Origin of the sequence: Chitinophaga sp. GbtcB8 (genome assembly GCF_019091455.1) — a bacterium.
GTDB lineage: Bacteria > Bacteroidota > Bacteroidia > Chitinophagales > Chitinophagaceae > Chitinophaga.
On record NZ_JAGXJN010000008.1, the window covers coordinates 39,269 to 64,625 of the forward strand.

A 25,357-nucleotide genomic window follows, 5' to 3' on the forward strand; every position below is an offset into this window, starting at 1 on the left:
CCTCTTATTTATTTTATTTTTAATATTAGCTGACTTCTTTGGATATATTATAAATCTTTAACATTCCTATAACACTATAGGGTTTTTTTATATATTTGTATCTGTATTAATTTTTATTATGGTTACTGTCCTATGAAAAACCAAATATTTCTACAAGCGTGACTCTTCATGCACTGTAAATGACTCTCGAAAGCAATGGATAAAACCATTGCTTTTGTTTTTTCAGGGATTTCCAGGAGCTTATTCAGGGGGTAAAAGTTCTTTAAAGAAGAAGCGGTTGTCCCAGTTAGGGTTGATATCCCCGTCCGGCTGGTAGCTACGTTCTACTGTTTCGCCCGGGGTAAAGGCCACCGGCGCCTTAAATAAGGGGCCATCAAATACAAAGGTGTGAAACTCACCGTTTTCCCCGCAGGGGTCTACATCAGCCGGCAGGTCGGCCAGGAACTGTTCGTCAATCAGCCGGCCGGCAAAGCTGCTATCCAGGTAGCGGGCATTGGCGCATACCACTACCGCTTTAAAGCCCGCCTGTATCATTTGCAGCACCAGCTGGCGGCTATCCTGCTTCCAGATGGGAAACACAGCCTGCATGCCTATACGGGCCAGCTGGGCCTCCCGGTATAAGCGCAGGTCGTCCAGGAAAATATCTCCAAAAACAGCGTGCTGAATACCTTCCTGCGTCATGGCGGCCATTTGTGCCTGCATCATCCCATTATAATCCTCCATGGAGGCATGTTCCTGTAAATAGGCTTTTTTCAGGGGAATATTCACCTGGCGGGCCTGTTCATCCAGCAGGGCCTCCCGCACGCCGTGCATGGATACCCGGTTAAAACCCGCATTCAGGGTGGTGAACAGGTAACGTATATCATACAATCCCTGCTGCTGCAGGGTCCAAAGGGCAAAACAGGCATCTTTACCGCTGCTCCAGTTCATAAAGGCAGGTATCATATGTTCAAAATAAGGTGTAATGGATGGGTCCGGAATGTTAAATATTGTTAATTGTAAATGTAAGGTCATTTTGTTTTTTGGGATTTCTAAATTGTATTTTGTATTTTTAAAGTTGAAAATTTACCTATATGAGACCAGGCAAACCCACTTTATCACTGCAACGTATGAGTACCATGCGTGGTTTCATATGGATATTACTTCCGGTAGCAGCCCTGTTATTCACCGCGGTAACCACTTATGCCAACGATGGACATAAGGAAAAGGATAAGGACAAGTGTACAGAGAAATGTGATAATAACGGTGATAAATCTGCCAGCAGCAGCAAGCCTGCTCCCACCATCAATAAAATACCCACAGCCATAAAACCCAGCCGCGTAGAAGAATACGTGTGGATGCTGAACCGTGAGCCTGAGGTAGAGGATGGCGAGCTGGAAAATGCCGTGGTGGACCTGTACAAATGGTACCTGCAAAATGAAACCAGGATCAATAACAATGATTATCTGAAAGGCGGTGGTAAATCACTGGTATTTCCTTTTAAGATAGATGTAAAAACCTTACAGCAATACTTCCAGTTCATTAAAAATAACTTCCCGGGTCTGAATGAAGATGACCTGGATACCAACACCAAGAAAATACTGGCCAACCGCAAGAAATATGCGCCGGTTACAGAAAGGGACGACATGGAAAACCCCATGTCAATAGCCGTTCCCAAGTAGTTGAAGAACCTAAAAAACTGTTGCCTGGCCAATAATGCATGTAGAGTTCAGCTATAACAAGGAGGATGTACTGACCGCATTACGCTATCATTTTATGCAGCGGGGGGAAGTTAAAGTATACCGCATTACCCTGGCAGTTCTGCTGCTTATTACACTCATGGGATTTTTCTTTAACGTGGTTACTTCCAGCGCGCTTATTGGCATATTTATCATGGTGGCAATTATTATATGGGCCTTCTGGTACCTGCTGCCACTCTCTACCTACAACAAAGCCGCTACCTTTAAAGATGAAATAAAGCTGGGTTATTCGGAAGAGGGTTTGCTTATATCTACCCGCACCAGCGATCACCAGCGCCAGCTATACTGGAATAATTTTACACGGCTGGTGGAAACACGTAAATTCTTTTTCCTGTACCGCGATAAAAAATCCTTTCTGCTAATACCCACCAGCGCGTTTGAGAACGATGCAGCGCGTAATACTTTCAGCAATCTTGTAAAAGGAAAAATTAACTAGCCATACTAACCGGCACGGCTACCCTTACCGGTACAGCTGCCTGCTGGCGGTATTTTGAAGGGGTAACACCTGCAAATGCTTTAAACCATTTGGTGAAGTTGGAGGGATCGTATGTGAGGGTGTAGGCTACATCTGCCACGGAATGCTGCGGGTTCTGCAACATTATTTTAGCCTGCTCCATAATCTTTTGCTCATAAAAAAAACAGGGGTGGTGGCCGGTATGCTGTTTTATTACAGTGCTCAGGTGGGTAGGATGAATAAAGAGCTGCGCAGCTATATCCTGCAGCTCATACATGCGGTCTGTTCTGCCGCTTATCAGGTCATCCAGGTGGATATCAATAATCTCCAGGTAATGCTGAAAGATCTCTTCATTTCTACTCATCATACCATTGCATTTAAAAGTTCAGCACAAAGTTCGGTAAATTAAGTGATGTGCAAATGGTGAGCTTTTAAGTATTTGCTTCGTTCGGAATTGAACACATTTGTACTGAAAGTGGACATGTTCCCATTATTAACCTGTTGATTACGAATCCATAGTCCCAACCACTACAACATAAACTCATGTATCACGGAAAAGTGCACAATATGGTTCATGGCTTTATCGCCGGAAGCAAATTGCTGGTAATGGTTCATATACCCTACTTCCACCTTCAGGTTAGGTTTTACGGAATAACCGGGCGCTACTAAAAAGCGGTTCTGATCTATAAACTTATCACTGATCTCGCTGCCCCAGAGGTTCATGAACAGCTCATTTTGCAGGGCTACATAAAAACCGGTAGGCTGTTTTTCCTTCTTCACCGGGAACAGGGTACGGTTAAAATAACGGGCACGGTTACCGTATTTCCAGTCCGTTAATTTCAGATCGCCATTATTGCCTGTGCGGGTTTTTTGCCCGCTCCAGCGCTGTTCCAGGCGCGCACGGTGCGTCATGTTAAACACGCCGGGCTTTTCCATTTTATAAATGAACTGCTCAAAAATGCGGTGCTCCGGCTGGTAAGCATCCAAAGCAGGGCTGTACGTAGGTATATTGGCGTAACCAACCAGGTAACCTGTTTTTTTGTTAGGCATATATTGCAGGCCGCCCCGCATCATGATCTGGCCTTTGGTGCTGATACCATCGCGCATACGGAACTGCACATCAAAAGGCACTGACCAGTGTTTGTTAATGCCGGCGGTACCAAAATAAGTATACCAGTTATAGTAATAATGTGTAAGCGATTGCGCCTGCAGGCCTGCATACAGGCCCTGTAATAATAACAGTACAAATAATAGTTTTCTCATCAGCTTCAAAATTCAGGAGCTTAAAGATAATGGAAAAAAGCTGCCGGAAAAGTAAAGGGCCGTTCTGTTGTTAGCAGAACGGCCCTGATATTTGAACAGTGCCTCCCCCAAGTGATAATTGGCTACTGTTTATTCCACCACAGTTTAGTTTTCTTGGTATCGCCGCCTATGGCGCTGGCTGCAGCATCATAGCTGGCTTTATTCTGCTGCTGCTCACTTACCAGGTAAGTAAGGCGGTAAGGCACATAACTTACATTCGGATCCAGCGAACCATCTGCCGGGGCATGGAACAGGCTGTCGCCGCCGGGTTTCTGGAAGTTCAGGCGGGTTCTTTCAAACCAGCCCTGGAAGCCCTGCGGGTATAGCGCCAGCCATTTCTGGGAGCCTATTACATTGCGCCAGTCGCCGGCTACATAGGGTACACGGGCCAGATAAGCGGCTATGCTATCTGCATTGCTCACGCCCCAGTATTCCATAGAGGCTTTTACGCCGTTCTGGTAGTGGGTGGCTGCATCGCCGGTAACTATACCACGGGCAGCTGCTTCAGCCAGTATGAACTCTACTTCCGGGTAGGTCATCAGGATACCTGCCATATCTGCTGCGTATATACGCTTACCGGGGTAAGAATAATTTACAGGCGGCAGGCGGGTAGGGTTGGTTTCTGATGTGCCGTAAGCCAGGCCACGGTATACACTGTCGGCCGCCTTACGGGCGTAGATGCCCAGGCGCGGATCTGTTACACTGGCCATATAATCTACCAGCGTGGCAGTTACAAAAAATTCAGACAATGGTCTTTCTGATTCGTTGTAAGGAAATTTATTGGGTGCTATGCCCAGGTACTGGAACTGTGCATTATCTGCATTGCTGGTCATAGCCTTGGCATAATTGGCTTCAATAACGGTTTTGGCGGCGGCCGGGTCAGCATCTGCCATGCGGATGCCCAGGCGTAATATTAAGGAGTAAGCCAGTTTTTGCCAGGCCGCTACATTCCCGTTGTACAGCACATCACCGGCATCAAAGCTGGCCAGGGAAGGGTCCATACCGGCTGCTTGTGTAGCCAGGGTATCTATCAGGGATTTGTAAATGGTTTTGGCATCATCATACGCCGGGCGCAGGTTATTTTCATTCAGCTTAAAAGCCTGCGTGTAGGGTACATTACCATATGCATCTGATAAGAACTGTATGATCCATGCTTTCAGGATCTGTGCAATGGCAATCTGGTTCTTGGAATTGGCAATGGGTGTTGCACGGTTCAGCTGTATGATCTGGTCCAGGTTATGGAGCGATACGCTGTACAGGTTATCCCACAGCCCACCGTTAATACCTTCATCCAGCAAATAGCGGCTGTCGTTAGCCTTATCATTCCCGGTCCAGTATTGTGCGTAAGGCATACCTATACGGCCGTTCTGCGGGCCGGCGTACAGGATATCCATGGCCGACTTTTCCGCACCGGTCAGCAAATACTGCGGCTGCGTGGTGGTAGGCTTGGTTGGATCGTGATTAATATCTTCCAGTTTTTTACAACCTGCTATCGCCAGGCAACTCAATAAAAGATAGCAGCTATATTTTAAATATCGTGTAAGCATCTCCGTTAGTTTGTTGTTTTAGAAAGAAACATTCAGGTTCACACCATAGGAACGCAGCGATGGCAGCGCACCTCCTTCAATACCCTGCACGTTGGAGGCAGAGTTGGTAATGTTGGAGGGATCCACATTCGGTGCGTTACTATGTATCAGCCACAGGTTACGGCCGTACAGGGAAATACGGGCTGTCTGTGCGCCTATCTTTTTATACCATGATTCCGGGAAGTTATAACCCAGCTTCACTTCTCGCAGGTACACATAACTAGCATCATACAGGTCTGCTTTACTGATCACGTTACCGAAGTTCTGGCTAAAGTGGTCTTTGGCAGAGATCTTTACTGTATTATCCTTACCATCATCCGTTACGCCCGGTACAATGATGCCGTTCTCACGAATGTTGTTTTCTGCAGTTACATCCAGCAGGCCGGATTTTTTACCATACAGGTTGGTGTAAGAGAAGAAGTCGCCACCATGCTGGAAGTCAACCAGGGCGGATAAGTAAATGCCTTTAAAAGAGAAGCTGTTGGTAACACCGCCTACATAATCAGGGTTGGCGTTGCCGATTGCTTTAATAGCAGATGCCTGGTAAAAGCCCTGTGCCGTTACCTTTTTCCTGCCCTGTTCATCATACACATAATCCGTACCCATAATGGTGCCCAGCGCACTGCCTACTACGGCAGCAATGGATACCTTCCTTGTACGGCGGTCAGTAGCCAGTGTCAGCTGGTCCAGCTGGGTATCAAACTGGTCAATGTTCATATCCAGCAGCTTGTTACGGTTGCGGGCAAAGTTGGCATTAATATCCCAGCGGAAACCACCTTTCAGGCGAATGGGGTTCAGGTTCAAACCTACTTCAAAACCCTGGTTCTGTACGCTGCCGCCATTCACTACTAAAAAGCTGAAACCTGTTGCAGTAGGTACCGGCATGCTAATGATCTGGTCTTTGGTCTTCCTGTTATAATAGGTAACGTCAAAGCCTATACGGCTGTCCAGGAACCGCATTTCTGTACCAAACTCATACTCATTGGTACGCTCCGGTTTCAGGTTCAGGTTGTTCTTTACAGAAGAGAACTGCGTAACGGGATTGGAGCCAAAGGGTGGTATGAAAGCGTAGGTATCATACACCTGGAAAGGATCGGTATCGCTACCTACAGCAGCTAAGCTACCGCGGATCTTACCAAAGTCCATCCACTTCCATTTCAGCAGGTCAGAGAATACCAGGGAAAGGGAGGCAGAGGGATAGATGTATGGATTGTTATCTACATTGATGGTAGAGCTCCAGTCGCTGCGGCCGGTAAGGTCCAGGAACAGGAAGTTCTTGTAACCTAAAGTGGCGGTTGCAAAAGCAGAGTTGATCTGCTTTTCATAGTACTGATCTATAGGCTGGGCGGTTTGTATGGAATTATTCAGGTTATACACACCGGGTATAATAAGGCCGCCTACTGTAGAACCGCCGGTGGTGGTGGCTTTGCGGTGCAGGATGTTACCACCCAGGGTTGCATCCAGTGTAAGGTCGCCGAATTTTTTATCGATATTGGCAGTGAACTGGTAGTTCATTTCACGGGAGTCGCGGATACGTTTTATGTAAGAGCCGGTAATGTTCGGCTGCTGCGACATTCTTTCCTCTGCCTGCATATTATACTGGTCCATGAACACACGGCCACCCAGCGTTAACCAGGGCAGCACGGTATAGTCAAGCCCTACCTGGCCAAACAGGCGGTTACGGGAATCATTCTCATAATCGCGGTAGCTGTTCCAGTAAGGGCCGTTGCTGAACTTCACGGTAGCATCGTCCCAGGTGGTGCGGTTCCAGGTGATCTGTGACCCATCCGGGTATACATAGTTCTTAGCCCTGTTCATATCCAGCTGCCGCTGGCCAAACATGGTGAACTGCAGGGTGGGGTTGGGGCCTGTAAAACCGGTACCAGGGCGGCCTTTTGCCTGTAATATGCTGTAGTTAACAGATGCAACGGCATTTAAATTCTTGGCCAGCTGGTAATTACCGTTTACGGAAACGTTATTCCTGTTTAAGGATGCATTGGGTAATACAAAGGTTTGTTTGGTATTACCGTAAGAGAAGCGGATGGATCCTTTATCGCTGTTGCCTGCAACGGCAATATTATTTGTAAGCGTAGTACCTGTTTTGTAGAAGTCCCTTACATTATTCGGCTGCGGCGCCCAGGGTGCGGTTTTCCCAAAATCCGGGTTGCCTTTATCTTTATCAAATGACCAGTAGTGGCGCACCTGGCGGCCATCTAATTTAGGTCCCCAGGATTCATCTGCATAAAACTGCGGCATCAGGTCATAACGGCCTTTGCCGTTATTATCATCATACGTTGCAGCCTGCTCATTCAGGAAAGCTTCCGGGTGCTGGTTGTAGTATAACGTATCAAATCCGGTATAACCACCACCATACTGGTTCTGGTAATTAGGTAATTTATATACCTGGTCTATCTGCGCATTCAGGCTGTAGGTAATGCCCAGGCCTTTATCAGTATCCGGTTTCTTTTTGGTGGTGATCAGTAACACGCCATTGGATCCGCGGCTGCCGTACAATGCAGTAGCAGCGGCGCCTTTCAGTACAGAGATGTTCTCTATATCTTCCGGGTTAATATCCTGTATGGGGCTGCCGTAATCATACCCGCCGCCACCGTTCTGCTGGCCGGGTTCATTGAGTACGTTGTTGATGATGGGTACACCATCTACCACAATAAAGGCATTGTTATCGCCCAGGATGGATTTATTACCGCGGATGGTCATTTTGGTAGAGCCGCCCATGGAGCCGGTATTGGTGCTAACCTGCAAGCCCGCTACCTTACCGGACAGCGCGTTCACAAAGTTCACTTCTTTGGCTTCCTGTACGGCATTACCGCCTACTTCCTGCAGTGCGTAACCTACGGCGCGGGAATTTTTGCGGATACCCAGCGCGGTTACCACTACTTCCGACAGCTGTTTTTGCCCGGATGCAGCGGCTTTTAATGATACATTGATCGGCTCCTGCCCTTTTACCGGTATGGATTGCTCTCCATACGAAACGGCCGATACCACGATCACATCGTTGTTAGCTGCCTGTATGGTAAACTTACCTGTAGGGTCGGACATTACAGCCTGGCCGGTGTTCTTGTTCAACACCTTGGCGCCCGGGATGGGCGTATTGGCTGTGTCCTGCACCTGGCCTTTAACGGCAAATTTAGGTCCGGTTGATTGCGGCGTGGTATCAGCATTGCCGCCCGGCACTATCAGCGCAGTGTCCTGTGCCAGTTTGCGGGAGGTGTCTTTACGCGCACCGCTGGTATCCTGCGCCGTTTTACCAGAGGTATCTGTTTGTGTTTTTTTAGTGCTGTCCGGGAGTATTACCCCGGAGTTAGCTGGTTGGCCACCTGTAGTATCTTTACGTATGGTTGTGTCTTTTTTGGTAGTATCCTGCTGAACTGTTGAATCTTTACGTACCGGCGCTGTGGTATCCGACTGCGCTTTGCCGGTGGTACAATAAAAAAGACAGCACAGCCCTAACCCGGCGAGTACATGGCTTTTCATAATATATGCGAGATTTTTGATTACGCGGTGATCTACTGGCGAAAGGTGAATGGCTTTCAATAAATCATGGTTTCACTTGTTCAGTTTTCACCCTTTCATGGCTTCCTGTTGTTTCTTTTTTTGATACGGACATTCTCTAAAGTGCATACATACAGTTACAGTGCTTTCATCATTTCATAGTGCGCGATGCCTACTTCCGTAAATTCATTCCCATGGATCTTGTACCCCAACTTTTCATAAAAACCCGCCGCTGTTTTACGGGCGTGCATCATCAGTGTTGTAAAGCCATTCTGTACGGCCTGCTGTTCTGCAAAACTGATAATGCCGCTACCTATGCCCCTGCCCTGGTATGCCTGATCTACTGCCATTTGCCGGAGTTGAATAGTGGTTTCATCAACCGGCGATAATATGCAGCACCCGATCAGTATTTCCTTATCATTATCGTTTCCCTTTGTATAACAACCTAACAGAAAGTCGCTGATCTCCTGTTGCAGATAGTCCGGCGTAAATGTAAGCCCCAGCGGTTTGCGCAAGATCACATCACGTAAGGCTACCATGTCCTGGTAATCACAACTACCGTATTCGATTATACGAAAATGCAGCATACTACAAAAGTGATGGATCTAAGTACAGTATTGCGTTATACGTGATATACCAATGTCCGTCAGCCGGGGTACAACAAACATCGGGCCAGCGGGCCAATCCACTGGCTTTGCGGGGTTTAGGACGGGAGTATGGGGATAGGTGCTTCATATAAAGTGCGTACTGGTGGCGTTGAACAGCGAAATCATTCCGGTAAGGCATAGGATTTGGGTATAATTATCAAAGGTAACCAATAAATGTCAGGGCCCGCCAGGCGGCACTTATATCTGGGGACTATGTCAGCAATGTGTGGATAGAAAGACGGCTGATGGCCATTTTTAACTTTTCATTTGCGAGGGGAAAACTATATTTGATGATGCCTATTCGGAAAAATAGACAGTATACGTATATATACACTGGAGCACTTTTATCACTACTTCTGTTACTGCTGGCCGGTTTACAGCCTGTGTGCGCGCAGCAGGTAAGATTAAATGGGATGGTGGTGGATGCGGATACCAAAACCGGTCTGCCTGCTGTAACCATCATTAACAAGCGTACCCAAACGGGCGCCATGACCAATGAAACCGGCCGCTTCCTGATAGAAGCCATGCCCGGTGATACCATTGAGTTTTCCATGTTAAGCTATTACAAGAAAGAAATAGTAACCCCGCTGGAAGCATCCAGCTTCAACATTTACCTGAATAAAAGGATCTTTGGACTGCAGCAGATAAACGTGCGGGGTAAGAACTACCATAACGATTCACTGGCTACGCGGGAAGAATACGGTAAGTATTTTAACTACAAAAAGCCGGGCGCCATGGATGTGCTGAAAACATTGCCGGCCAACCCCGTAACAGCACTGTCATACCTGATGCCCAGCAAAACCCGCAAACGTAAAGAGCAGTTCCATGAACAGCTGCTGTATTGGGAAAAGGAAAAGTTTATAGATTACCGCTACTCACCGGAGCTGGTGGCAAAAATGACGAAGCTGGAAAGCCCGGAGCTGGACAGCTTTATGCTGCATTACCGCCCTGGTTATAACTTCCTGCAAAATGCAACGGACTACGACCTGCTGCTGTACATTAAACAAAGTTTTGAGCAGTATAAGCAGGAGAAGAAGGAGCAGCCGGCTGCGCAGCAATAATGTGCTGATGTGTTAATATGCTGATGTGCTGGTTTTTGTTGTTGCCTGCCTTGTTAAGGACTTACTTTGCTACAAATATAAAAGCCCTGACAGATCTAAATCGTCAGGGCTTTTTATTTTATCAGTAAATACCAGCATATTAGCACATCAGCATATCAGATCATTGCTTCAGCAGCTCTCCCTTTAACCGTAACAATTCAGTTTCAGCCAGCTTGGTATTATACCGTGCTAAGATCAGGCGGTTAAAAGCATCCTGCAGGCTTTGCTGGGCCAGCTTTACTTCCAGGGTAGTGGAAACGCCCTGCCGGAAACGCTCTAAAGCTACCATAGCATTTTCGCGTGCCAGGCCAATATTCTCTTCTTCCAGCGTTACAGATTGCTTGTAATATTCGTAGTTCTTAAAAGTTGAATCGATGCTGAGACTGACGCGTGTTTGCGCATTCTCCAGCCATAACTTCTGGTACTCCACGTTCAGCTTAGCATTTTTTACCTGCCTTTTTACATCCAGCCCGTTGAAAATAGGAATGGTAGCGGTAAAGCCATAGTTGAATACCCCGTTCTGGTTAAAGATAGGGCTGAAAGAGTTGGTGGCTGCATTGGAATTCACCCTGCTGAAGTTGTATGCGGAGTTAAAGGACACTACCGGGAAGTAAGCGCCCTTAGCGGTTTTCAGATCAATCTGTGAAATGAACAGGTTTTGCTGCGCTACTTTCAGCGCCGCGTTGTTACGCATAATCTCCTGCTGCAGGTTGCCATAGATCAGCTCCAGGTTAATGGGAATAGAATCTTCTACCTCATAGGTGGTGTTAGCCACAGCTACCACCATTAGCTGGTTCAGGGCTGCCTTACGCTGTGAGATAACGGTTTGCTGACGCAGGTATGCTGCCTTTTGCGCGTTATAGTCCACGCGGGATTGCAGCAGGTCTGTTTTAGGCCCCAGCCCGGTCTGGAATTTTGCATCCGACAGCTTTACTCTTTCTTCAGAAATAGACATCTGCTCTGAGAGATTGCGCAGCTGCTGTTTTTGCTGCACTATATCGTAATAGCCATTAATAATATCCGCAATGGTATTGATCATTTGATCGCGCAGGGCCAGGCCGCCCAGGTCGCGCAGGCTTTCCAGGCGCTCGCGGGAGGTGAACATGCGTAACCCGTCAAACAAGGTCCAGTTAAGATTTACGTTGCCCGTGTAGTTGTTGCTTTTAATACCGCTGGTATCCCGCTTATTGCCATTGGCAAATTCCTGCTTAGTGCGGGTATGGCTCCAGGTTCTGCCGCCAGTTGCATTTACGCGGGGTATAAAAGCCATGTTTGCATAGGCATAATCGTTTGCATAGATTGCTGCATCATTCTGCGCCAGCCTGATATCGTAGTTGTTCTTCAGGGCCAGGTCTATGGCCTGGTCCAGTGTAAGCACCTGCTGGGCATGGCCTTGCATGAACCCTAACAGCAGTGTACAAAATATGATAGTTGATCTCATTTTAATTTTAGATATACGATTTACGATTTTAGATTTGAGGTACTTCCACTTCAATCTTAAATCGTAAATAAAATTATGCATGTGCAGCCGCTGCATCTTTACTGATAGAGGCTTCCTGCCCTTCTTCCATCTCCGCCTCTTCTTCCATTTCTTTAGCGGGCTTTCTCCTTGAAAGAAAGCTGTACATAGCCGGTATTACAAATAAGGTAAGTATCAGTGAAAAGATGATGCCTCCTACAATTACAATCCCCAGCGGAATACGGCTGGTGGCCGCTGCGCCCAATGACATGGCAATGGGCAGCGCGCCCAGGGCCATGGCCAGGCTGGTCATGAGAATGGGCCGCAAACGCATGGTAGCTGCATCAATTACTGCGCGTTTTTTTATCATACCACCGTCGCGTTTGTGGTTGGCAAATTCCACGATCAGGATCCCGTTCTTGGTTACCAGCCCAATTAACATGATAACGCCGATCTGTGAAAAGATGTTCCAGGTTTGATTAAACAACCACAACGACAACAGTGCACCGGCAAAGGCCAGCGGCACCGTGATCATAATAATGAGCGGATCTACCCAGCTTTCAAACTGCGCAGCCAGCACCAGGTAAATAAGCACCAGGGCCAGTATCAGCGCAAACATAGTATTGGAGCCGCTTTCCGCAAAGTCGCGGGAGGAGCCGGAGAGCGCGGTGTTAAAGGATTCATGGATCACGCCTTCTTTCTTCAGCCGGTTAAAAATGTTGTACATGGCGTTAATACCATCTCCAATAGTTTTACCCGGCGCCAGGCTGGCGGATACCGTAGCGGATTTGTACCGGTTAAAGTGGTAAATAATGGGCGGGCTGGTTTCTTCCCGTATAGTTACCAGGTTATCCAGCTGAATGGCTTCGCCCAGGTTATTACGCACATAAATGTTCTGCAGGTCGGCAGGGTCATCGCGGTTGGCGCGGAACACCTGGCCCATTACCTGGTATTGCTTGCCATTACGTATAAAATAACCATAGCGCACATTACTGAGCGCCAGCTGCAGGGTTTGTGAAATGTCCTCAACAGAAACACCCAGCTCACTGGCTTTTTCGCGGTTAATGCTAATGCGCAGCTCCGGCTTGTTAAATTTCAGGTCCACATCAATAGCCTGGAAAGTAGGATCGGCATTGGCTTCTTCCAGAAAACGGGGAAGCACTGCTGCCAGTGTATCAAAGTTGATGTGCTGCAGCACAAAGGCTACGGGCAAGCCACCACGGCGGCCTACCTGTATGGTTTGCTGCTCAATGGCAAACACACGGCCTTCCGGAAAGCGGTACATATTCCGGTTCACCATGTCCACAATCTCTTTCTGGGAACGGGTACGGTCATGCGGCTCAGATACTACCACATTGGCAAAAGCCGTATTTACGGCGCCGCCACCGCTAAAGCCCGGCGCAGTTACAGTAAGTATGATATTTTTTTCCGGTATGGAGTCCAGCATGAACCGGCTTAGCTTGTCCACGTAGTTATCCATATAATCAAAGGAGGTGCCTTCCGGCGCTGTTACAGACAGGCGGAACTGGCTGCGGTCTTCTATAGGCGCCAGCTCAGATGGCAGTGTTTTGAACAGTAAATAAACCATCACCAGGCAAGCGCCAATAATAACCACGCCTACCCAGCGTACGCGCATGAACTGCTGCAGGGAGCTTTTATAGCCGTTTTCCATCCACTGGAAAAAAGGTTCTGTTTTGGTATAGAACCAGGAGTGGGTATGTTTTTTCCGGCCAAGCTTTACGTTCAGCACCGGTGTGAGTGTAAGTGATACAAAAGCAGATATGAGCACGGCCCCGGCCACTACAATACCAAACTCCCGGAACAGCCGGCCCACAAATCCCTGCAGGAATACAATGGGCAGGAATACAAAGGCCAGGGTAATGGAGGTGGCTATTACTGCAAAGAAGATCTCTTCCGAACCTTCACGGGCGGCGCGCATGCGCGGCATGCCCGACTCTATTTTCTTATAGATGTTCTCCGTTACCACTATACCATCATCCACCACAAGGCCGGTTGCCAGTACAATGGCCAGCAGCGTTAGTATATTAATGGTAAAGCCGCATATATACATCAGGAAGAATGCGCCTATCAGCGATACCGGTATATCTATCAGCGGGCGGAAGGCCATGAGCCAGTCGCGGAAGAACAGGTATACGATCAGGATCACCAATACAAGCGCCACTATCAGGGTTTCCTGCACTTCAACAATAGACTTTTTGATGAAGCGGGTATTATCCATGGCAATGTTGGTGATAAAATCGTCCGGTATATCTTTCTTGATCTGCTCATAGCGCCGGTAAAATTCGTCGGCTATGGCCACATAGTTGGAGCCGGGCTGTGGCGAAAGCGCCAGGGCTATCATGGGAACGGCGGACTCCTTTAAGATGGTTTCTTCATTTTCCGGACCCAGTACTGCCTGGCCTATATCCCGCAGGTGTATCACCTTGCCATTTACATTTTTTATAATGAGGTCATCAAACTCCTCCTCTGTATCCAGGCGGCCAAAGGTGCGTACTGTAAGCTCAGTGGCATTACCGGCTATTTTACCGGAGGGCAGCTCCACATTTTCCCGCAGCAGGGCATCCTGCACATCAGAGGGGCTGAGGTTGTAGGCAGAGAGGCGGGCGGGGTCCATCCAGATACGCATGGCGTATTTTTTTTCGCCCCAGATACGGATGGAGCTTACGCCGGGAATGGTTTGCAGGCGTTCCAGCAGCACATTGTTGGCATATTCTGTGATCTCCAGCTGGTTGCGTGTACGGCTTTGCACTGTCATGGCAAGAATGGCGTCGGAGTTGGCGTCTTCCTTGGTTACCACGGGCGGCGCATCCAGGTCGGGCGGCAGGTTGCGCAGGGCCTGGGATACTTTGTCGCGCACATCATTGGTGGCGGCTTCCAAATCAATGTTCAGCTCAAACTCCACGGTAATGCTGCTGGTGCCCTGGCTGCTGCTGCTGTTTATGTTCTTGATACCGGCAATGCCGTTGATCTGTTTTTCCAGCGGTTCGGTGATCTGTGTTTCTATAATGTCCGAATTGGCCCCTGCATACGAGGTGCGCACGTTCACAATGGGCGGATCTATAGCCGGAAAGTCCCTTACCCCCAGGAAAGAAAAACCTACTACGCCAAAGATCACAATGATGATGTTCATCACGATCGCCAGTACCGGCCGTTTGAGGGATATGGAAGGAAGACTCATAACACTGCATTTTAATTACGGATTACGCTGAAAGCAAAAAGCTGATCGTGTTTTGCTTTCGGTGTAATTCGCAATTCATGATTTATTATTTTATGCCGTCCATAGACCCATTGTCCGTATTACTTTTAAAACGTAGTATGCAATGGACCGTGGACTATGGACCGTGGACTAATTAACCTTATTATACTTGATCGTCATGCCGGCCCGTAGCTGCATAATACCGCTGGTAATAACGGTATCGCCTATGTTCAGGCCACTGGTTACCTGTATATTGTTCTCGTCCCGTATGCCGGTTTCCACCACTACAAATTTGGCTTTGCCGCTGTCGGCTACAATCACCTTCTTATCCCGGGTGCCGGGTATGATGGCCTGTGTGGGGATCATAATAGCTTCCGGCATATTTTTCAGCGGTATGGTTACCCCGGCAAAGGAGCCTGGCAGCAGCTGGCCGCCATTGGGCATAATGGCCCGTATGCGGATGGTGCGGGTAGCCAGGTCTATCTTCGGGTCCATGGCGTAAATGCTGCCTTTGTAGGTATCATTGTCGCCGGCCACCTTAAAAGTTACGGCATCCCCTAATTTAATAGCGGTGCGGTATTTTTCAGGGATGGAGAAGTCGATCTTCAGCGGGTCTATCTGTTGCAGGGTAGTGATCACCGTGGTGGGCGATACGATGGCCCCCAGGCTCACATTACGCAGGCCCAGGCGGCCGCTGAAGGGCGCGCGCAGCTCTGTTTTCTGCAGCTGGGTGCGGGTATAATCCATATCGGCCCCATAGGCGCTAACCTGGTTGCGGGTTACATCCACATCCTGCTGGCTGATGCCGTTTATCTTTAACAGGTTCTCCTGGCGTTCCAGGGTGGTTTTAGACAGCTGTTGCTGCAGCTGCAGCTTTTGCAGCTGGGCTTTCAGGTCTTCGTCGTAGATCTTTACCAGCAGGGTGCCCTTGGTTACGTTAACCCCTTCTTTAAAATAAAGGCCTACAATACGGCCGGAGATCTCCGGTTTTATTTCCACCTCCTCGTTGCTCTGCAGGGTACCGCTGGCATCAATGGTTTGGTCCAGCCGGGTGGTTTTTACCACGTAGGCATCTGCCAGCAGGGGCCTGCTGCCACCACCACCGCTGCCACGTGTTGCTGCAGGGCCCGCTGGTTCCTTTGTTCCACCGGCCATCTTTTTATAAATAAAGAAAATGACAATTGCTGCTGCAATAGCAAGCAGTACGGTCCTGAGTATCTTTTTACTGCTGGTCATGTTTTGTTTTAGTTCGCCTTATATATATTAATGAGTTCGCCCGGTTTCAGATAACATAGCTCCTTTAGTACAGGTTGCCCCGGCAAATTTAATAAATGGTATAGGTGGTTACGCCGGACGAGTGTTAATTAAAGTTAAGAGTAACCAATACGTATATAAAAGGTTACATTACCGGTTGAATGGTGTTTTTGCGGTTATAACAGCCATTTTCCTGGAATAACGGCCAAAATGGGTTATGGGGTGAAATGCATATTAATAATAATAATCCTGCGAAAGCGGTGCCCACACAGGGTTTGCGGGCATTCTCACCGTTGCGTATGTGTGAAAATTTAGATGCGTAGTTGCCAATTCAATAAAAATTATATTTTTGCAGTCAAGTTTTAAACCAAAAACACTTAAAATTATGTCAGACATTGCATCAAGAGTTAAAAAGATCATCATTGACAAATTGGGCGTTGACGAAGCCGAGGTAACTCCTGAAGCCAGCTTTACCAACGACTTAGGTGCTGACTCTTTGGATACGGTAGAACTGATCATGGAATTCGAAAAAGAATTTAACATCTCCATTCCTGACGAACAAGCTGAAACTATTACTACTGTTGGCCAGGCCGTAGCTTACCTGGAAGAACATGTAAAATAATCCTACTTAACCAGAATTGTTTTAATGCAACCAAAACGCGTAGTCGTTACAGGTTTAGGCGCGCTTACACCGCTCGGCAATTCCGTTCAGGATTACTGGCAGGGGTTGACGAACGGTGTATCCGGCGCCGATTTTATCAGACAATTTGATGCTTCCAAGTTTAAAACCCGTTTTGCTTGCGAACTGAAAAATTTTGATCCCACCCAATATCTTGACAAAAAGGAAGCGCGCAAAATGGATCCGTTTACCCAAACGGCCGTTATTACTGCGGACCATGCTGTACAGGATGCCAACATCAGCCGTCACACTGTGGATATAAACAGGGTAGGTGTTATCTGGGGGACAGGCGTAGGGGGAATGATCAATTTCTGTCATGAAATGAGAGATTTCTACCTGGGGGATGGAACACCACGTTTCAGCCCTTTTCTGATTACGCGCCTGATCACTGACATAGCAGCCGGCCACATTTCTATCCGGCACGGGTTCCGGGGACCTAATTTCTCAGTGGTCTCTGCCTGCGCCTCCTCTACCAACGCTATTATTGAAGCCATGTACCAGATCCGTTACGGGAAGGCTGATATAATGATCACCGGTGGTTCTGAAGACGTGATCAACGAAGCTTGTGTAGGTGGGTTTAATGCTATGAAGGCTTTGTCTGAAAGAAATGATGATCCTAAAATTGCTTCGCGGCCTTTTGACCTTGACAGGGATGGTTTTGTAATGGGCGAAGGAGCAGGCGCACTGGTGCTGGAGTCATATGAACATGCGATAGCCAGGGGCGCCAAGATCTATGTAGAGTTAGCGGGAGGAGCCGCCACGGCTGATGCCCACCATATTACAGCACCGCACCCGGAAGGACTGGGGGCTATGAATGTAATGCGGCTGGCATTGGAAGATGCCGGGATGAGCAACCAGGATATTGATTATATTAATGTGCACGGCACCTCTACGCCTTTGGGCGATGTGGCAGAGGTAAAAGCCATTCAGCAGGTTTTTGGAGAGCACGCATACAAATTAAACATCAGCGCAACCAAATCCATGACCGGGCATTTACTGGGCGCAGCCGGCGCAGTGGAATCCATAGCAGCCATCATGTCTATTATTGACGGCATTATACCTCCTACCATTAATCACTTTACCGACGATCCTATACTGGACGCCCGCTTGAACTTTACTTTTAACGTCGCACAAAAAAGAGCTGTCAACGCTGCATTAAGTAATACCTTTGGCTTCGGCGGCCATAATGCCTCCGTTATTTTCAAAAAATTTGTTGCTTGATTGTGTTGTGAAATTACTGCCAGGATTTTTATATCGCTTCGTAACCAGGAAAAGGCAACTTTACAAAGACCTTTACAACCTGCTTGGCTTTGCGCCAGGTAACTTCTCATTGTACGAAGTGGCCCTTAGCCACCGCTCCAGCAAAGAAAAGTTCCTGGAAAGCAATGAAAGGCTGGAATACCTGGGTGATGCCATTTTGGGCGCCATTATAGGCGATTACCTGTTCCGCAAATACCCCTACAAAACAGAAGGCTATTTAACTGAAATGCGTTCCAAGATCGTGAACCGCCAGCAGCTGAATGAAATAGCCATCAAAATGGGCCTGCGCAAGCTCACCATTTACGATAAATACAACAGCTTTCTTAAGATCAGCCAGATCTTTGGCAATACCCTGGAAGCCCTGGTAGGCGCGGTATACCTGGATAAAGGTTATAACCGTACCAAACAGTTCGTGTACAAACGCATTATCCTGCCCTACATTGACCTGGAATTGCTGGAAAGCGTGGAAATGAACCACAAGAACAAGCTTTACGGCTGGGCCAATAAGAACGGTAAGGTGCTGGAGTTTGAGCTGCTGGAAGAGCAGATGGACAACGGCCGCCGTATTTTTACCGTAGGTGCGGTGGTAGATGGAGAGCTGATCTGCAGCGGCAAAGCCTTTAATAAGAAAGATGCCAGCCAGATAGCTGCCCAGCAAGCCATAGACCTCTTAGGGCTGGGAGAATAAATTATTCCTTGTCACCAGATCATTTTCTGCACTTTTATTTTTCCCCGTCATAATCCGTAATACCGATCACATTCCCGGCCGGGTCCTGTAACTCTGCTGCCCAACCGGTATTAATACGATAGGGCTTTTTGGTAAAGGGCACTCCTTTTCCTGATAACGTGGCATACAGCTCCTGTACGTCTGATACCTGTAATAAAATAGCCGGCCTGGCATCCGGGAACCTGGAGCTGTCTTTTAAGATAATGGCTGCTTCATCATTCCCTACCCGGAATGCCAGCAATCCTTTTTCTGAAAAATCAAAGTGTACGCCCAATCCCAGGGTATTGGCGTAAAACCGGCGGCTTTCCTGCAGGTTATTAGCCGGCAGGAAAAAGTTGTCGATGCAAAGGATCTTGTTAGTATTCATTACACGATGTTTTAGTTTATTGTTATTCATCCAAAGGGCTATTACCAGGATCCAGGGTAGCCAGATGTGCATTTTCATGCGGGATCAGTTTTAATACCTACCTGTACCCGCGTAATGTTAGCCGCAGGGTGTTCAAAGTCGCAGTGAATGTATTGTTCCCTGTTATGGCCGCTCATGGGCAGGCCGGCTGACAGCATACCGTTAATCAGTTTTTCATAGGTCTCATGCAGGTTATCCCAATCGCCGTTGTGCTGCATGCTTACACACTGGAAAGCCGGTACGGTTTTACAGGCATAAGGGGCCGGTACTTCTTTCAGGGTGGTTACCGGCACGCCTATTTCCAGGGTGAAATAACTTTCCGGGTCGCCGTTAAAACCATAGTAATGCCAGTGCTGCGGGCCGGCCAGCTCCAGGTCGTTCGCTATTGCGGCCCGTACCAGCTCTTTGGGAGCCATGCGCACTAAACCCATCATACCGGCCAGGTTGGTGTAGTAGCTGCGGTAAAAGAAGCGGAAAGGGGCTATGTGCTCAATTTGCGGGGCACCGCTTTTCAGAAAGAACTGTAACCAGAAAGACAGGTTCTCGTGCTGTGCTAATCCCAGCTCCTGGTAAATGGCCTGTGTAAATTCTACCATGGCAGTGCCGGTAGCCGTAATAATATGCTGGTCGGTGATAACCGGCGCCTGCACATAATGCTTTGCTGCCTTATAACCCGGCACCCGTGTTTTTAATAACTGCAGATCATTGCTGGTATGCTGCACATGATCCAGGAAACCATGGCGGGCCAGGAAAACAGTGGCGCCGCAAATAGCGGCCAGGGGCTTTTGCGCCTGCACCAGCTGTGTTATCAGGGGAATGAGCTCCCGGTGTTTGCCATTTTCCATTGAATTGCCGCCGGGCAACAGTAAAAAGTCAACAGCTGCAGCATCCACATCTGCCAGGCTTTTAGCAGGGTTTAACACAATGCCTCCGCCGGAAGTAACCGGTTTCCCATCTTCAGAAAAGGTGATCACCTCCACACTGGTAAAGGTGTTTAAACCATATAGGGCAAGCGCAGGTTCCCAGTCGGAATAACCATCAAAAACAAACAGGTAGCAATTTTTAGCTGGCTGCATAACATCAGTTTTTTAATACCGTATGTAAAGCAACACAGGGGGAGTGACAATGTTATGTCAGCAGCAGCAAAAGAATTTTGAAGGGAGGTGCGGTTTAGATATTATAATGAGTGACCAGCTGCCGCGTAAGCTCCTGCATACGTTCGGTCAGCTCATCCGGAGTGATGATGGTTACATCGTTGCCCCACATTAAGATCCAGCGTGCAAAATATTCAAGCGGGTAGCTGTTCATGAACGTAAGCGTTACATGCTGGTCGTCTGCTTTTTCTTCTACCAGCCCGTAGTAATATTTCTGGCTGCCCAGGTAACGCGCTACCCGCTGGTTGAAACATACCTTGTAGGTATGGCTGGGCGCAGGTTCTGAGTTATGGCGCTCCATAAATTCCTGCAGGGAAATGTGTTTGGATTTATCGTAGCTGCTGTTGGTGAGGTGCAGGTTACGGATACGGTCCGTACGGAAGTTGCGGTAGTCGCGGCGCAGCAGGCACCAGGCAATCAGGTACCAGGTATTGTTGTTATGATAAATGCCGATGGGCTCTACTTCTCTTTTGGTGAACTCACTGGTGTGCGCGGCGCGGTATTCCAGCTGCAGCACCTGCTGTTTGCCCAGGGCTTGTTGTATATCTGTAAGAAAGCGGTTGGGAAATTCATCCAGCTGCGGTGCGTGGTTACGTACTACGGCAATATTCTCATCCAGCACTTCCAGGAAATCTTTTTCGCTGCCGCGCAGCACCGCCCTTATTTTTTGCATAGCGCTGCTGAACTGCTGCCGGTTGGAGCGGTCGCTGAATTGTTCCATCAGCTTTTCGCCGGTAAGCAGGGCTGCGGCTTCTTCCCGGTTAAACATTACGGGCGGGAGGTGATAGCCTTCTACTATATAATAACCGGTGCCGGCCTCTGCTCCTATGGGCACACCGGATTCCTGCAGGGCCTTTACATCGCGGTACACGGTGCGCAGGCTAATGTTAAACCGTTCCGCTATTTCGGCGGCTTTAACAATCTTTTTACCCTGGAGCTGGATGAGTATAGCGGAAAGGCGGTCTATGCGGTTCATGAAATGCAATTTAATGTTTCCCTGGCAACCTTATTATATCACATTCCGTATACATGATATTCCCAATTATTATATCTTTAGGTGGGACAATTCGAGAGAGAAACTAAAAAAAATTTTTTTACAGATTAAACCTTTCGTCAAATGGGCTGTCTGATAGATAGCAACTTTCCCGAGGAAATTATAAATAATTGATACTGAGCAATTTTACATCGTTTTCCCCTGAAGATATTTTAAAGTTTTGATGCTACAGTACAGAATATAGGTTAAATGGTAAGTCCCTGCAATTTTTTGCGGGGACCTTTTTTTTACACGCAATTTTCCCCGCAAACGTACGAGTGTTAAATAGTGTTAACGATTTTAGCCTGTTGCTGAAATTTTTTTCAACTTTTTTTGAAGCAGCAGCGCTATTTTTTTTGATAGGGGATAACACTTTCGTGATATGATAAAACCCCTGGATACCGCGGCGGTACTGGTTGTTACCCTGGGGGGCAGAGCGGTCAGGTCCTCTTACAATTCCTGTTCTTAGGAGCGATGATGTTTGTTAAGACGAATGCTTTGGAATGGATAATGCTCCAAGAAATATTTCCTGCAGATGATGTTTTCTTGTTAAAGCCGATGTTTTGAATGGGTGATGCATTGTAAGAACAATGATGCCGGTTGCAAATGCTAAGGCGCTAAAATTCCGTAGACGGATGTTGCGCAAATAGCTTCAAACCTGGCGGTAAAAAAGAGCAAACATGTTCATCCATAAACAGCTATTTATTACCTACTGCACAGGGACAGCAGTGAGCGGCTGCAGCCCGGCCGCACTTTATTATAATTGACCTGTAATCCGCTATCACAGGGCATTTCAGAAAACATAAAATACAGGTTAAAATCTTTTTACGTTAACCGATGATTAACATATTAAAAATTAGAATCTGTTTAATTTCGGTCCTGAAACGAGGGAGATAATCAACCCATCTTCCGGTTCAGGAATAGCTGTTTATTTGAGTTCAAAATATTGGGGTACTGCATTTAAAAAATCATTACCCGGCCATATCTGGAAGGGGGGACATTTTTTATGGCTGCTTTCAGAGCACAAATAAATAAAACGAAATAAACAGCAGTCCTCATCATAACGGCCCCGCATAAAATTCTTTTACCGTACGTATTGTTACGGGTTAACATATTGTCATTGTCATGTGAATGTTTGCAAGAATCATTTTGTGTCTTTTAATGGTTAAACCAAATAGGGAATGAGCCTGATATTCATCAGGCTTCCTTTTTGGGGATAAGCAGGCATCACCTTAAACTTATCGGATGATCTCATACATCATCCGTTTTTTACTAAACGTTGTGTCTTAATGGATAGCTTGACGGAGCTTGATGTCTATCCGGCTCTTACATTTTATGCTGTTATTTTTATTAGTCTACAAATTTTGTAGGATATTATTTGGTAATTCAATAAGCCTCTTTTATATTTGTATCACCACCCTAATTAATCACCACCATTAATTAGTTGATTTATAAAAACCAGCACCTATAAATTAACTAACATGCCTTCAAAACCTTTACTGACCTCATTTTCCGGCTGTATGACCTGTTGTTGCTGAATGCAACTTTTCCTTTCATACCATCTTACTAAAATAATATACTAAGTAAGGATCCAGAACCAACGTTTAACTTTTGTTCTCTGTTGTTAGGCCTGCGGGGCTGCTACGGTAGCCTTGCAGGTATTTGTAACAGGGGCAGTCAATCCTTTTTTATGCAATACGCAGCTTCTTTTGCCTCTATAGGCGTAATCGTTATACTCATCGCATATACTGTACAGTCAACCGTAACACAGGTAAATAAGCTCAGTCCTTTTACTAGCGGTACCGTGCAGCACAGCAACCGTTTATTTGGCAGCAGCACCGCTGTTAAGTCCACCGTTTTCCTGGTAGATAAAACCAACAGCACCCTGATCTGGACAGCCAGGAAAGTAAACGGGCAGCACACCGGCAGTATCCGTATCAGCAAGGGTACCCTGGAGCTGGATAGTAACCAGCTGCAGCGCGGCAGCTTTGAGCTGGATACCCGCTCTATTACGGTTACTGATCTGAAAGATGCAGACAGCAATGCCAAACTGACCAGACATTTAAAAAGCGATGATTTTTTTGCAGTGGAAAAATTCCCTGCCGCTAATTTTACTGTTAACAGTGTAACAGCGGTAAGCGCTAACCAGCATACGGTTACAGGTAAGCTTACCATTAAAGGCATTACCCATGACCTAAGCTTTCCTGCAACGGTTGTTATTAATGGCAGTAAGCTTAGCGCCAAAGCATTGGTGAAAATAGACCGTACCAAATATGATATTAAGTTCCGCTCAAAAAGCTTTTTTGAAAACCTGGGCCATAAAGCGATCTATGATGATTTTGACCTGGATATAACCTTGCTGGCCAGCGCACAGTAATTTGTATCATATCATTTGCCGGTGGGAGGTTTGATCTGCTTGTTGCGCGGCTGGAAGAAAGCAGCTATCTTGGTTGCGCCAACCAATATACAAGCAGATTAAACTAAAAACTATGAGTAAATGGTTAATGGGGGTACCCGCCCTGCTCTTGCCTATGCTGACTGTGCAAGCACAGAACATCAGTAAATACAATAACCGCGATAAGATCCAGCATGGCCGCTATACACTGCTGGTGGTGAACAAAGACTCCACCTTTAACCCGGAGGTAAAGCAAAAGCTGGAAGATGCATTTTTTAAAGTATATCCTAAGCTAGCCGACACGTTCAATAAAAAAACCTTGCGGAAAGTAACCTTTATAATAAACCCTGAATATGAAGGGGTGGCGGCTACCGATGCCAGCAGCGGCGTGGTAAGCCTTAGCCCTGAATGGTTCCGCAAGCACCCGGAAGATATAGATGTGGTTACACACGAAGTAATGCACATTGTACAGAACTATCCGAGTCCTGAACCCGGCTGGTTAACAGAGGGTATTGCAGATTATGTACGTTATGCGTTTGGAATAGATAATGCAGGCGCTAACTGGCAGCTGCCGTCTTACTCACCCGCACAGAATTATACACAAAGCTACCGCACTACTGCCCGCTTCCTGGCGTGGCTGGAAAAGAAAGTAAAACCTGGTATTGTAAAAGTGCTGGATGACAGCATGCGCAACCAGAAATACACCCCGCAGATCTGGCAAACCTTAACCGGTAAAAGCCTGGATGAGCTGTGGAGCAGCTACGCGCAAAACCCGGAATTATAAGGTAATAGATATATAAATTAAGAACGCCGGTGCAGGTTACCTGTACCGGCGTTCCCGTTTTTTAGCCCCCGGAATATCTTATCAAGGTTGCAGGCAGTTAATTTTCGCAAACAATCGGTTAATTAGTGTGACATAGACACTTATTTTACTATGTAATTTTAGTCTCACAGATAGTACTGAACATTCAACCAAAGGAAGCAGACCAGCATCGGCCCGGGGCATAATTAGCCGGTACTGTAATTCATGTAGCTTTTTTACCATTAAAACATATGGACATGCGCTTATTTCACGTTAAGGCCACGCTGTTATTAATACCGTGGTTATTTGCATCGGGGTACCTGCTGGCACAGGGTATACCGGTATCCGGTAAGGTCACAGATGCAAAGGAAGGCAATCCGCTGCCAGGCGTCAGCGTGTCGGTAGCCGGCACCAATACCGGCAGCATTACGGATGTAACCGGTCATTATACACTTACTGCACCTGCCGGCAGCAAAACACTGATCTTTAAGTTTACGGGTATGAAAACCGTGGAGATGCCGCTGAATGGGCGTTCCACCGTGGATATACAGCTGGAATCAACCGAAGTTGGTTTGAATGAAGTAGTAGTAGTAGGTTTTGGTTCGGCGCGTTAAGGCGATGTTACCCGCG

Annotated in this window: 21 protein-coding genes; 9 read left to right on the forward strand and 12 right to left on the reverse strand. The window is 47.3% G+C overall.

The window, feature by feature from the left end:
• Positions 1-240: 240 nt before the first annotated feature.
• A complete protein-coding gene (locus KVT36_RS10120; protein WP_217603378.1) occupies positions 241-1,014 on the reverse strand; it encodes an adenine nucleotide alpha hydrolase in 774 nt (257 codons plus the stop codon).
• Between the two features lie 59 nt (positions 1,015-1,073).
• Between KVT36_RS10120 and KVT36_RS10125 the strand changes: the two genes are divergently transcribed.
• A complete protein-coding gene (locus KVT36_RS10125) occupies positions 1,074-1,661 on the forward strand; it encodes a hypothetical protein (RefSeq protein WP_217603379.1) in 588 nt (195 codons plus the stop codon).
• A gap of 34 nt (positions 1,662-1,695) precedes the next feature.
• A complete protein-coding gene (locus KVT36_RS10130) occupies positions 1,696-2,175 on the forward strand; it encodes a YcxB family protein (RefSeq protein ID WP_217603380.1) in 480 nt (159 codons plus the stop codon).
• Here the strand turns inward: KVT36_RS10130 and KVT36_RS10135 are convergent.
• The 5 genes from KVT36_RS10135 to KVT36_RS10155 form a co-directional block, all read right to left on the reverse strand.
• Positions 2,168-2,560, reverse strand: a complete 393-nt coding sequence (locus tag KVT36_RS10135) for an AraC family transcriptional regulator (protein ID WP_217603381.1) — start codon at positions 2,558-2,560, stop codon at positions 2,168-2,170. The two genes, KVT36_RS10130 and KVT36_RS10135, sit on opposite strands and share 8 nt — an antisense overlap.
• 161 nt (positions 2,561-2,721) lie before the next feature.
• Positions 2,722-3,456 (reverse strand): DUF2490 domain-containing protein, encoded by a 735-nt coding sequence (locus KVT36_RS10140; protein WP_217603382.1) that lies wholly within the window; start codon positions 3,454-3,456, stop codon positions 2,722-2,724.
• Between the two features lie 122 nt (positions 3,457-3,578).
• Positions 3,579-5,042, reverse strand: a complete 1,464-nt coding sequence (locus KVT36_RS10145) for a SusD/RagB family nutrient-binding outer membrane lipoprotein (RefSeq protein ID WP_217603383.1) — start codon at positions 5,040-5,042, stop codon at positions 3,579-3,581.
• An 18-nt stretch (positions 5,043-5,060) separates the two neighbouring features.
• A complete protein-coding gene (locus tag KVT36_RS10150) occupies positions 5,061-8,576 on the reverse strand; it encodes a SusC/RagA family TonB-linked outer membrane protein (RefSeq protein ID WP_217603384.1) in 3,516 nt (1,171 codons plus the stop codon).
• Positions 8,577-8,731: 155 nt separating this feature from the next.
• Positions 8,732-9,181, reverse strand: a complete 450-nt coding sequence (locus KVT36_RS10155; RefSeq protein ID WP_254639937.1) for a GNAT family N-acetyltransferase — start codon at positions 9,179-9,181, stop codon at positions 8,732-8,734.
• A gap of 473 nt (positions 9,182-9,654) precedes the next feature.
• On the opposite strand from KVT36_RS10155, the gene KVT36_RS10160 reads away from it, so the two are divergent.
• The gene (locus KVT36_RS10160) at positions 9,655-10,302 is read left to right on the forward strand and encodes a carboxypeptidase-like regulatory domain-containing protein (RefSeq protein WP_217603385.1); all 648 of its coding nucleotides are present in this window, start codon (positions 9,655-9,657) and stop codon (positions 10,300-10,302) included.
• A 160-nt stretch (positions 10,303-10,462) separates the two neighbouring features.
• Here KVT36_RS10160 and KVT36_RS10165 read toward each other — a convergent pair whose 3' ends face one another.
• The 3 genes from KVT36_RS10165 to KVT36_RS10175 all read right to left on the reverse strand — a co-directional run bounded on the left by KVT36_RS10165 (position 10,463) and on the right by KVT36_RS10175 (position 16,253).
• Positions 10,463-11,782: a TolC family protein gene (locus tag KVT36_RS10165; RefSeq protein WP_217603386.1), complete on the reverse strand. Its 1,320-nt coding sequence runs from the start codon at positions 11,780-11,782 to the stop codon at positions 10,463-10,465.
• A gap of 73 nt (positions 11,783-11,855) precedes the next feature.
• A complete protein-coding gene (locus KVT36_RS10170) occupies positions 11,856-14,999 on the reverse strand; it encodes an efflux RND transporter permease subunit (protein WP_217603387.1) in 3,144 nt (1,047 codons plus the stop codon).
• 168 nt (positions 15,000-15,167) lie between these two features.
• Positions 15,168-16,253, reverse strand: a complete 1,086-nt coding sequence (locus KVT36_RS10175; protein ID WP_217603388.1) for an efflux RND transporter periplasmic adaptor subunit — start codon at positions 16,251-16,253, stop codon at positions 15,168-15,170.
• A gap of 403 nt (positions 16,254-16,656) precedes the next feature.
• Between KVT36_RS10175 and KVT36_RS10180 the strand changes: the two genes are divergently transcribed.
• From KVT36_RS10180 to rnc, 3 genes are read left to right on the forward strand one after another with little or no spacing between them, the layout of a single operon-like run.
• Complete coding sequence (locus tag KVT36_RS10180; RefSeq protein ID WP_012788038.1) at positions 16,657-16,893, forward strand: acyl carrier protein; 237 nt, start codon at positions 16,657-16,659, stop codon at positions 16,891-16,893.
• A gap of 24 nt (positions 16,894-16,917) precedes the next feature.
• Complete coding sequence (gene fabF, locus KVT36_RS10185) at positions 16,918-18,171, forward strand: beta-ketoacyl-ACP synthase II (RefSeq protein WP_217603389.1); 1,254 nt, start codon at positions 16,918-16,920, stop codon at positions 18,169-18,171.
• A gap of 7 nt (positions 18,172-18,178) precedes the next feature.
• Complete coding sequence (gene rnc / locus KVT36_RS10190) at positions 18,179-18,898, forward strand: ribonuclease III (RefSeq protein WP_368670015.1); 720 nt, start codon at positions 18,179-18,181, stop codon at positions 18,896-18,898.
• Between the two features lie 34 nt (positions 18,899-18,932).
• Here rnc and KVT36_RS10195 read toward each other — a convergent pair whose 3' ends face one another.
• From KVT36_RS10195 to KVT36_RS10205, 3 genes are all read right to left on the reverse strand, one after another.
• Entirely contained in the window at positions 18,933-19,382 is a 450-nt protein-coding gene (locus KVT36_RS10195) for a VOC family protein (protein WP_217603391.1), read from the reverse strand.
• A complete protein-coding gene (locus KVT36_RS10200) occupies positions 19,379-20,419 on the reverse strand; it encodes a DJ-1/PfpI family protein (protein WP_217603392.1) in 1,041 nt (346 codons plus the stop codon). Before KVT36_RS10200 ends, KVT36_RS10195 begins: the two co-directional genes overlap by 4 nt.
• A gap of 94 nt (positions 20,420-20,513) precedes the next feature.
• Positions 20,514-21,473 (reverse strand): YafY family protein, encoded by a 960-nt coding sequence (locus KVT36_RS10205; protein WP_217603393.1) that lies wholly within the window; start codon positions 21,471-21,473, stop codon positions 20,514-20,516.
• A gap of 1,747 nt (positions 21,474-23,220) precedes the next feature.
• On the opposite strand from KVT36_RS10205, the gene KVT36_RS10210 reads away from it, so the two are divergent.
• The 3 genes from KVT36_RS10210 (at position 23,221) to KVT36_RS10220 (ending at position 25,341) form a co-directional block, all read left to right on the forward strand.
• The gene (locus KVT36_RS10210; RefSeq protein ID WP_217603394.1) at positions 23,221-23,907 is read left to right on the forward strand and encodes a YceI family protein; all 687 of its coding nucleotides are present in this window, start codon (positions 23,221-23,223) and stop codon (positions 23,905-23,907) included.
• 112 nt (positions 23,908-24,019) lie between these two features.
• Entirely contained in the window at positions 24,020-24,709 is a 690-nt protein-coding gene (locus KVT36_RS10215) for a basic secretory family protein (RefSeq protein WP_217603395.1), read from the forward strand.
• 275 nt (positions 24,710-24,984) lie between these two features.
• Complete coding sequence (locus KVT36_RS10220; RefSeq protein ID WP_217603396.1) at positions 24,985-25,341, forward strand: carboxypeptidase-like regulatory domain-containing protein; 357 nt, start codon at positions 24,985-24,987, stop codon at positions 25,339-25,341.
• The last annotated feature ends 16 nt before the right edge of the window (positions 25,342-25,357 follow it).

Bases quoted from the DNA above. Each gene is read 5' to 3' on its own strand.
- KVT36_RS10130 (WP_217603380.1), top strand. From the start codon at position 1,696: ATGCATGTAGAGTTCAGCTATAACAAGGAGGATGTACTGACCGCATTA.
- KVT36_RS10150 (WP_217603384.1), bottom strand. From the start codon at position 8,576: ATGAAAAGCCATGTACTCGCCGGGTTAGGGCTGTGCTGTCTTTTTTAT.
- KVT36_RS10195 (WP_217603391.1), bottom strand. From the start codon at position 19,382: ATGAAAATGCACATCTGGCTACCCTGGATCCTGGTAATAGCCCTTTGG.
- KVT36_RS10180 (WP_012788038.1), top strand. From the start codon at position 16,657: ATGTCAGACATTGCATCAAGAGTTAAAAAGATCATCATTGACAAATTG.
- KVT36_RS10200 (WP_217603392.1), bottom strand. From the start codon at position 20,419: ATGCAGCCAGCTAAAAATTGCTACCTGTTTGTTTTTGATGGTTATTCC.
- KVT36_RS10205 (WP_217603393.1), bottom strand. From the start codon at position 21,473: ATGAACCGCATAGACCGCCTTTCCGCTATACTCATCCAGCTCCAGGGT.
- KVT36_RS10155 (WP_254639937.1), bottom strand. From the start codon at position 9,181: ATGCTGCATTTTCGTATAATCGAATACGGTAGTTGTGATTACCAGGAC.
- KVT36_RS10170 (WP_217603387.1), bottom strand. From the start codon at position 14,999: ATGAGTCTTCCTTCCATATCCCTCAAACGGCCGGTACTGGCGATCGTG.
- KVT36_RS10175 (WP_217603388.1), bottom strand. From the start codon at position 16,253: ATGACCAGCAGTAAAAAGATACTCAGGACCGTACTGCTTGCTATTGCA.
- KVT36_RS10220 (WP_217603396.1), top strand. From the start codon at position 24,985: ATGCGCTTATTTCACGTTAAGGCCACGCTGTTATTAATACCGTGGTTA.
- KVT36_RS10140 (WP_217603382.1), bottom strand. From the start codon at position 3,456: ATGAGAAAACTATTATTTGTACTGTTATTATTACAGGGCCTGTATGCA.
- KVT36_RS10210 (WP_217603394.1), top strand. From the start codon at position 23,221: ATGCAATACGCAGCTTCTTTTGCCTCTATAGGCGTAATCGTTATACTC.
- KVT36_RS10125 (WP_217603379.1), top strand. From the start codon at position 1,074: ATGAGACCAGGCAAACCCACTTTATCACTGCAACGTATGAGTACCATG.
- KVT36_RS10215 (WP_217603395.1), top strand. From the start codon at position 24,020: ATGAGTAAATGGTTAATGGGGGTACCCGCCCTGCTCTTGCCTATGCTG.
- KVT36_RS10165 (WP_217603386.1), bottom strand. From the start codon at position 11,782: ATGAGATCAACTATCATATTTTGTACACTGCTGTTAGGGTTCATGCAA.
- KVT36_RS10160 (WP_217603385.1), top strand. From the start codon at position 9,655: ATGGTGGTGGATGCGGATACCAAAACCGGTCTGCCTGCTGTAACCATC.
- KVT36_RS10120 (WP_217603378.1), bottom strand. From the start codon at position 1,014: ATGACCTTACATTTACAATTAACAATATTTAACATTCCGGACCCATCC.
- KVT36_RS10135 (WP_217603381.1), bottom strand. From the start codon at position 2,560: ATGATGAGTAGAAATGAAGAGATCTTTCAGCATTACCTGGAGATTATT.
- fabF (WP_217603389.1), top strand. From the start codon at position 16,918: ATGCAACCAAAACGCGTAGTCGTTACAGGTTTAGGCGCGCTTACACCG.
- KVT36_RS10145 (WP_217603383.1), bottom strand. From the start codon at position 5,042: ATGCTTACACGATATTTAAAATATAGCTGCTATCTTTTATTGAGTTGC.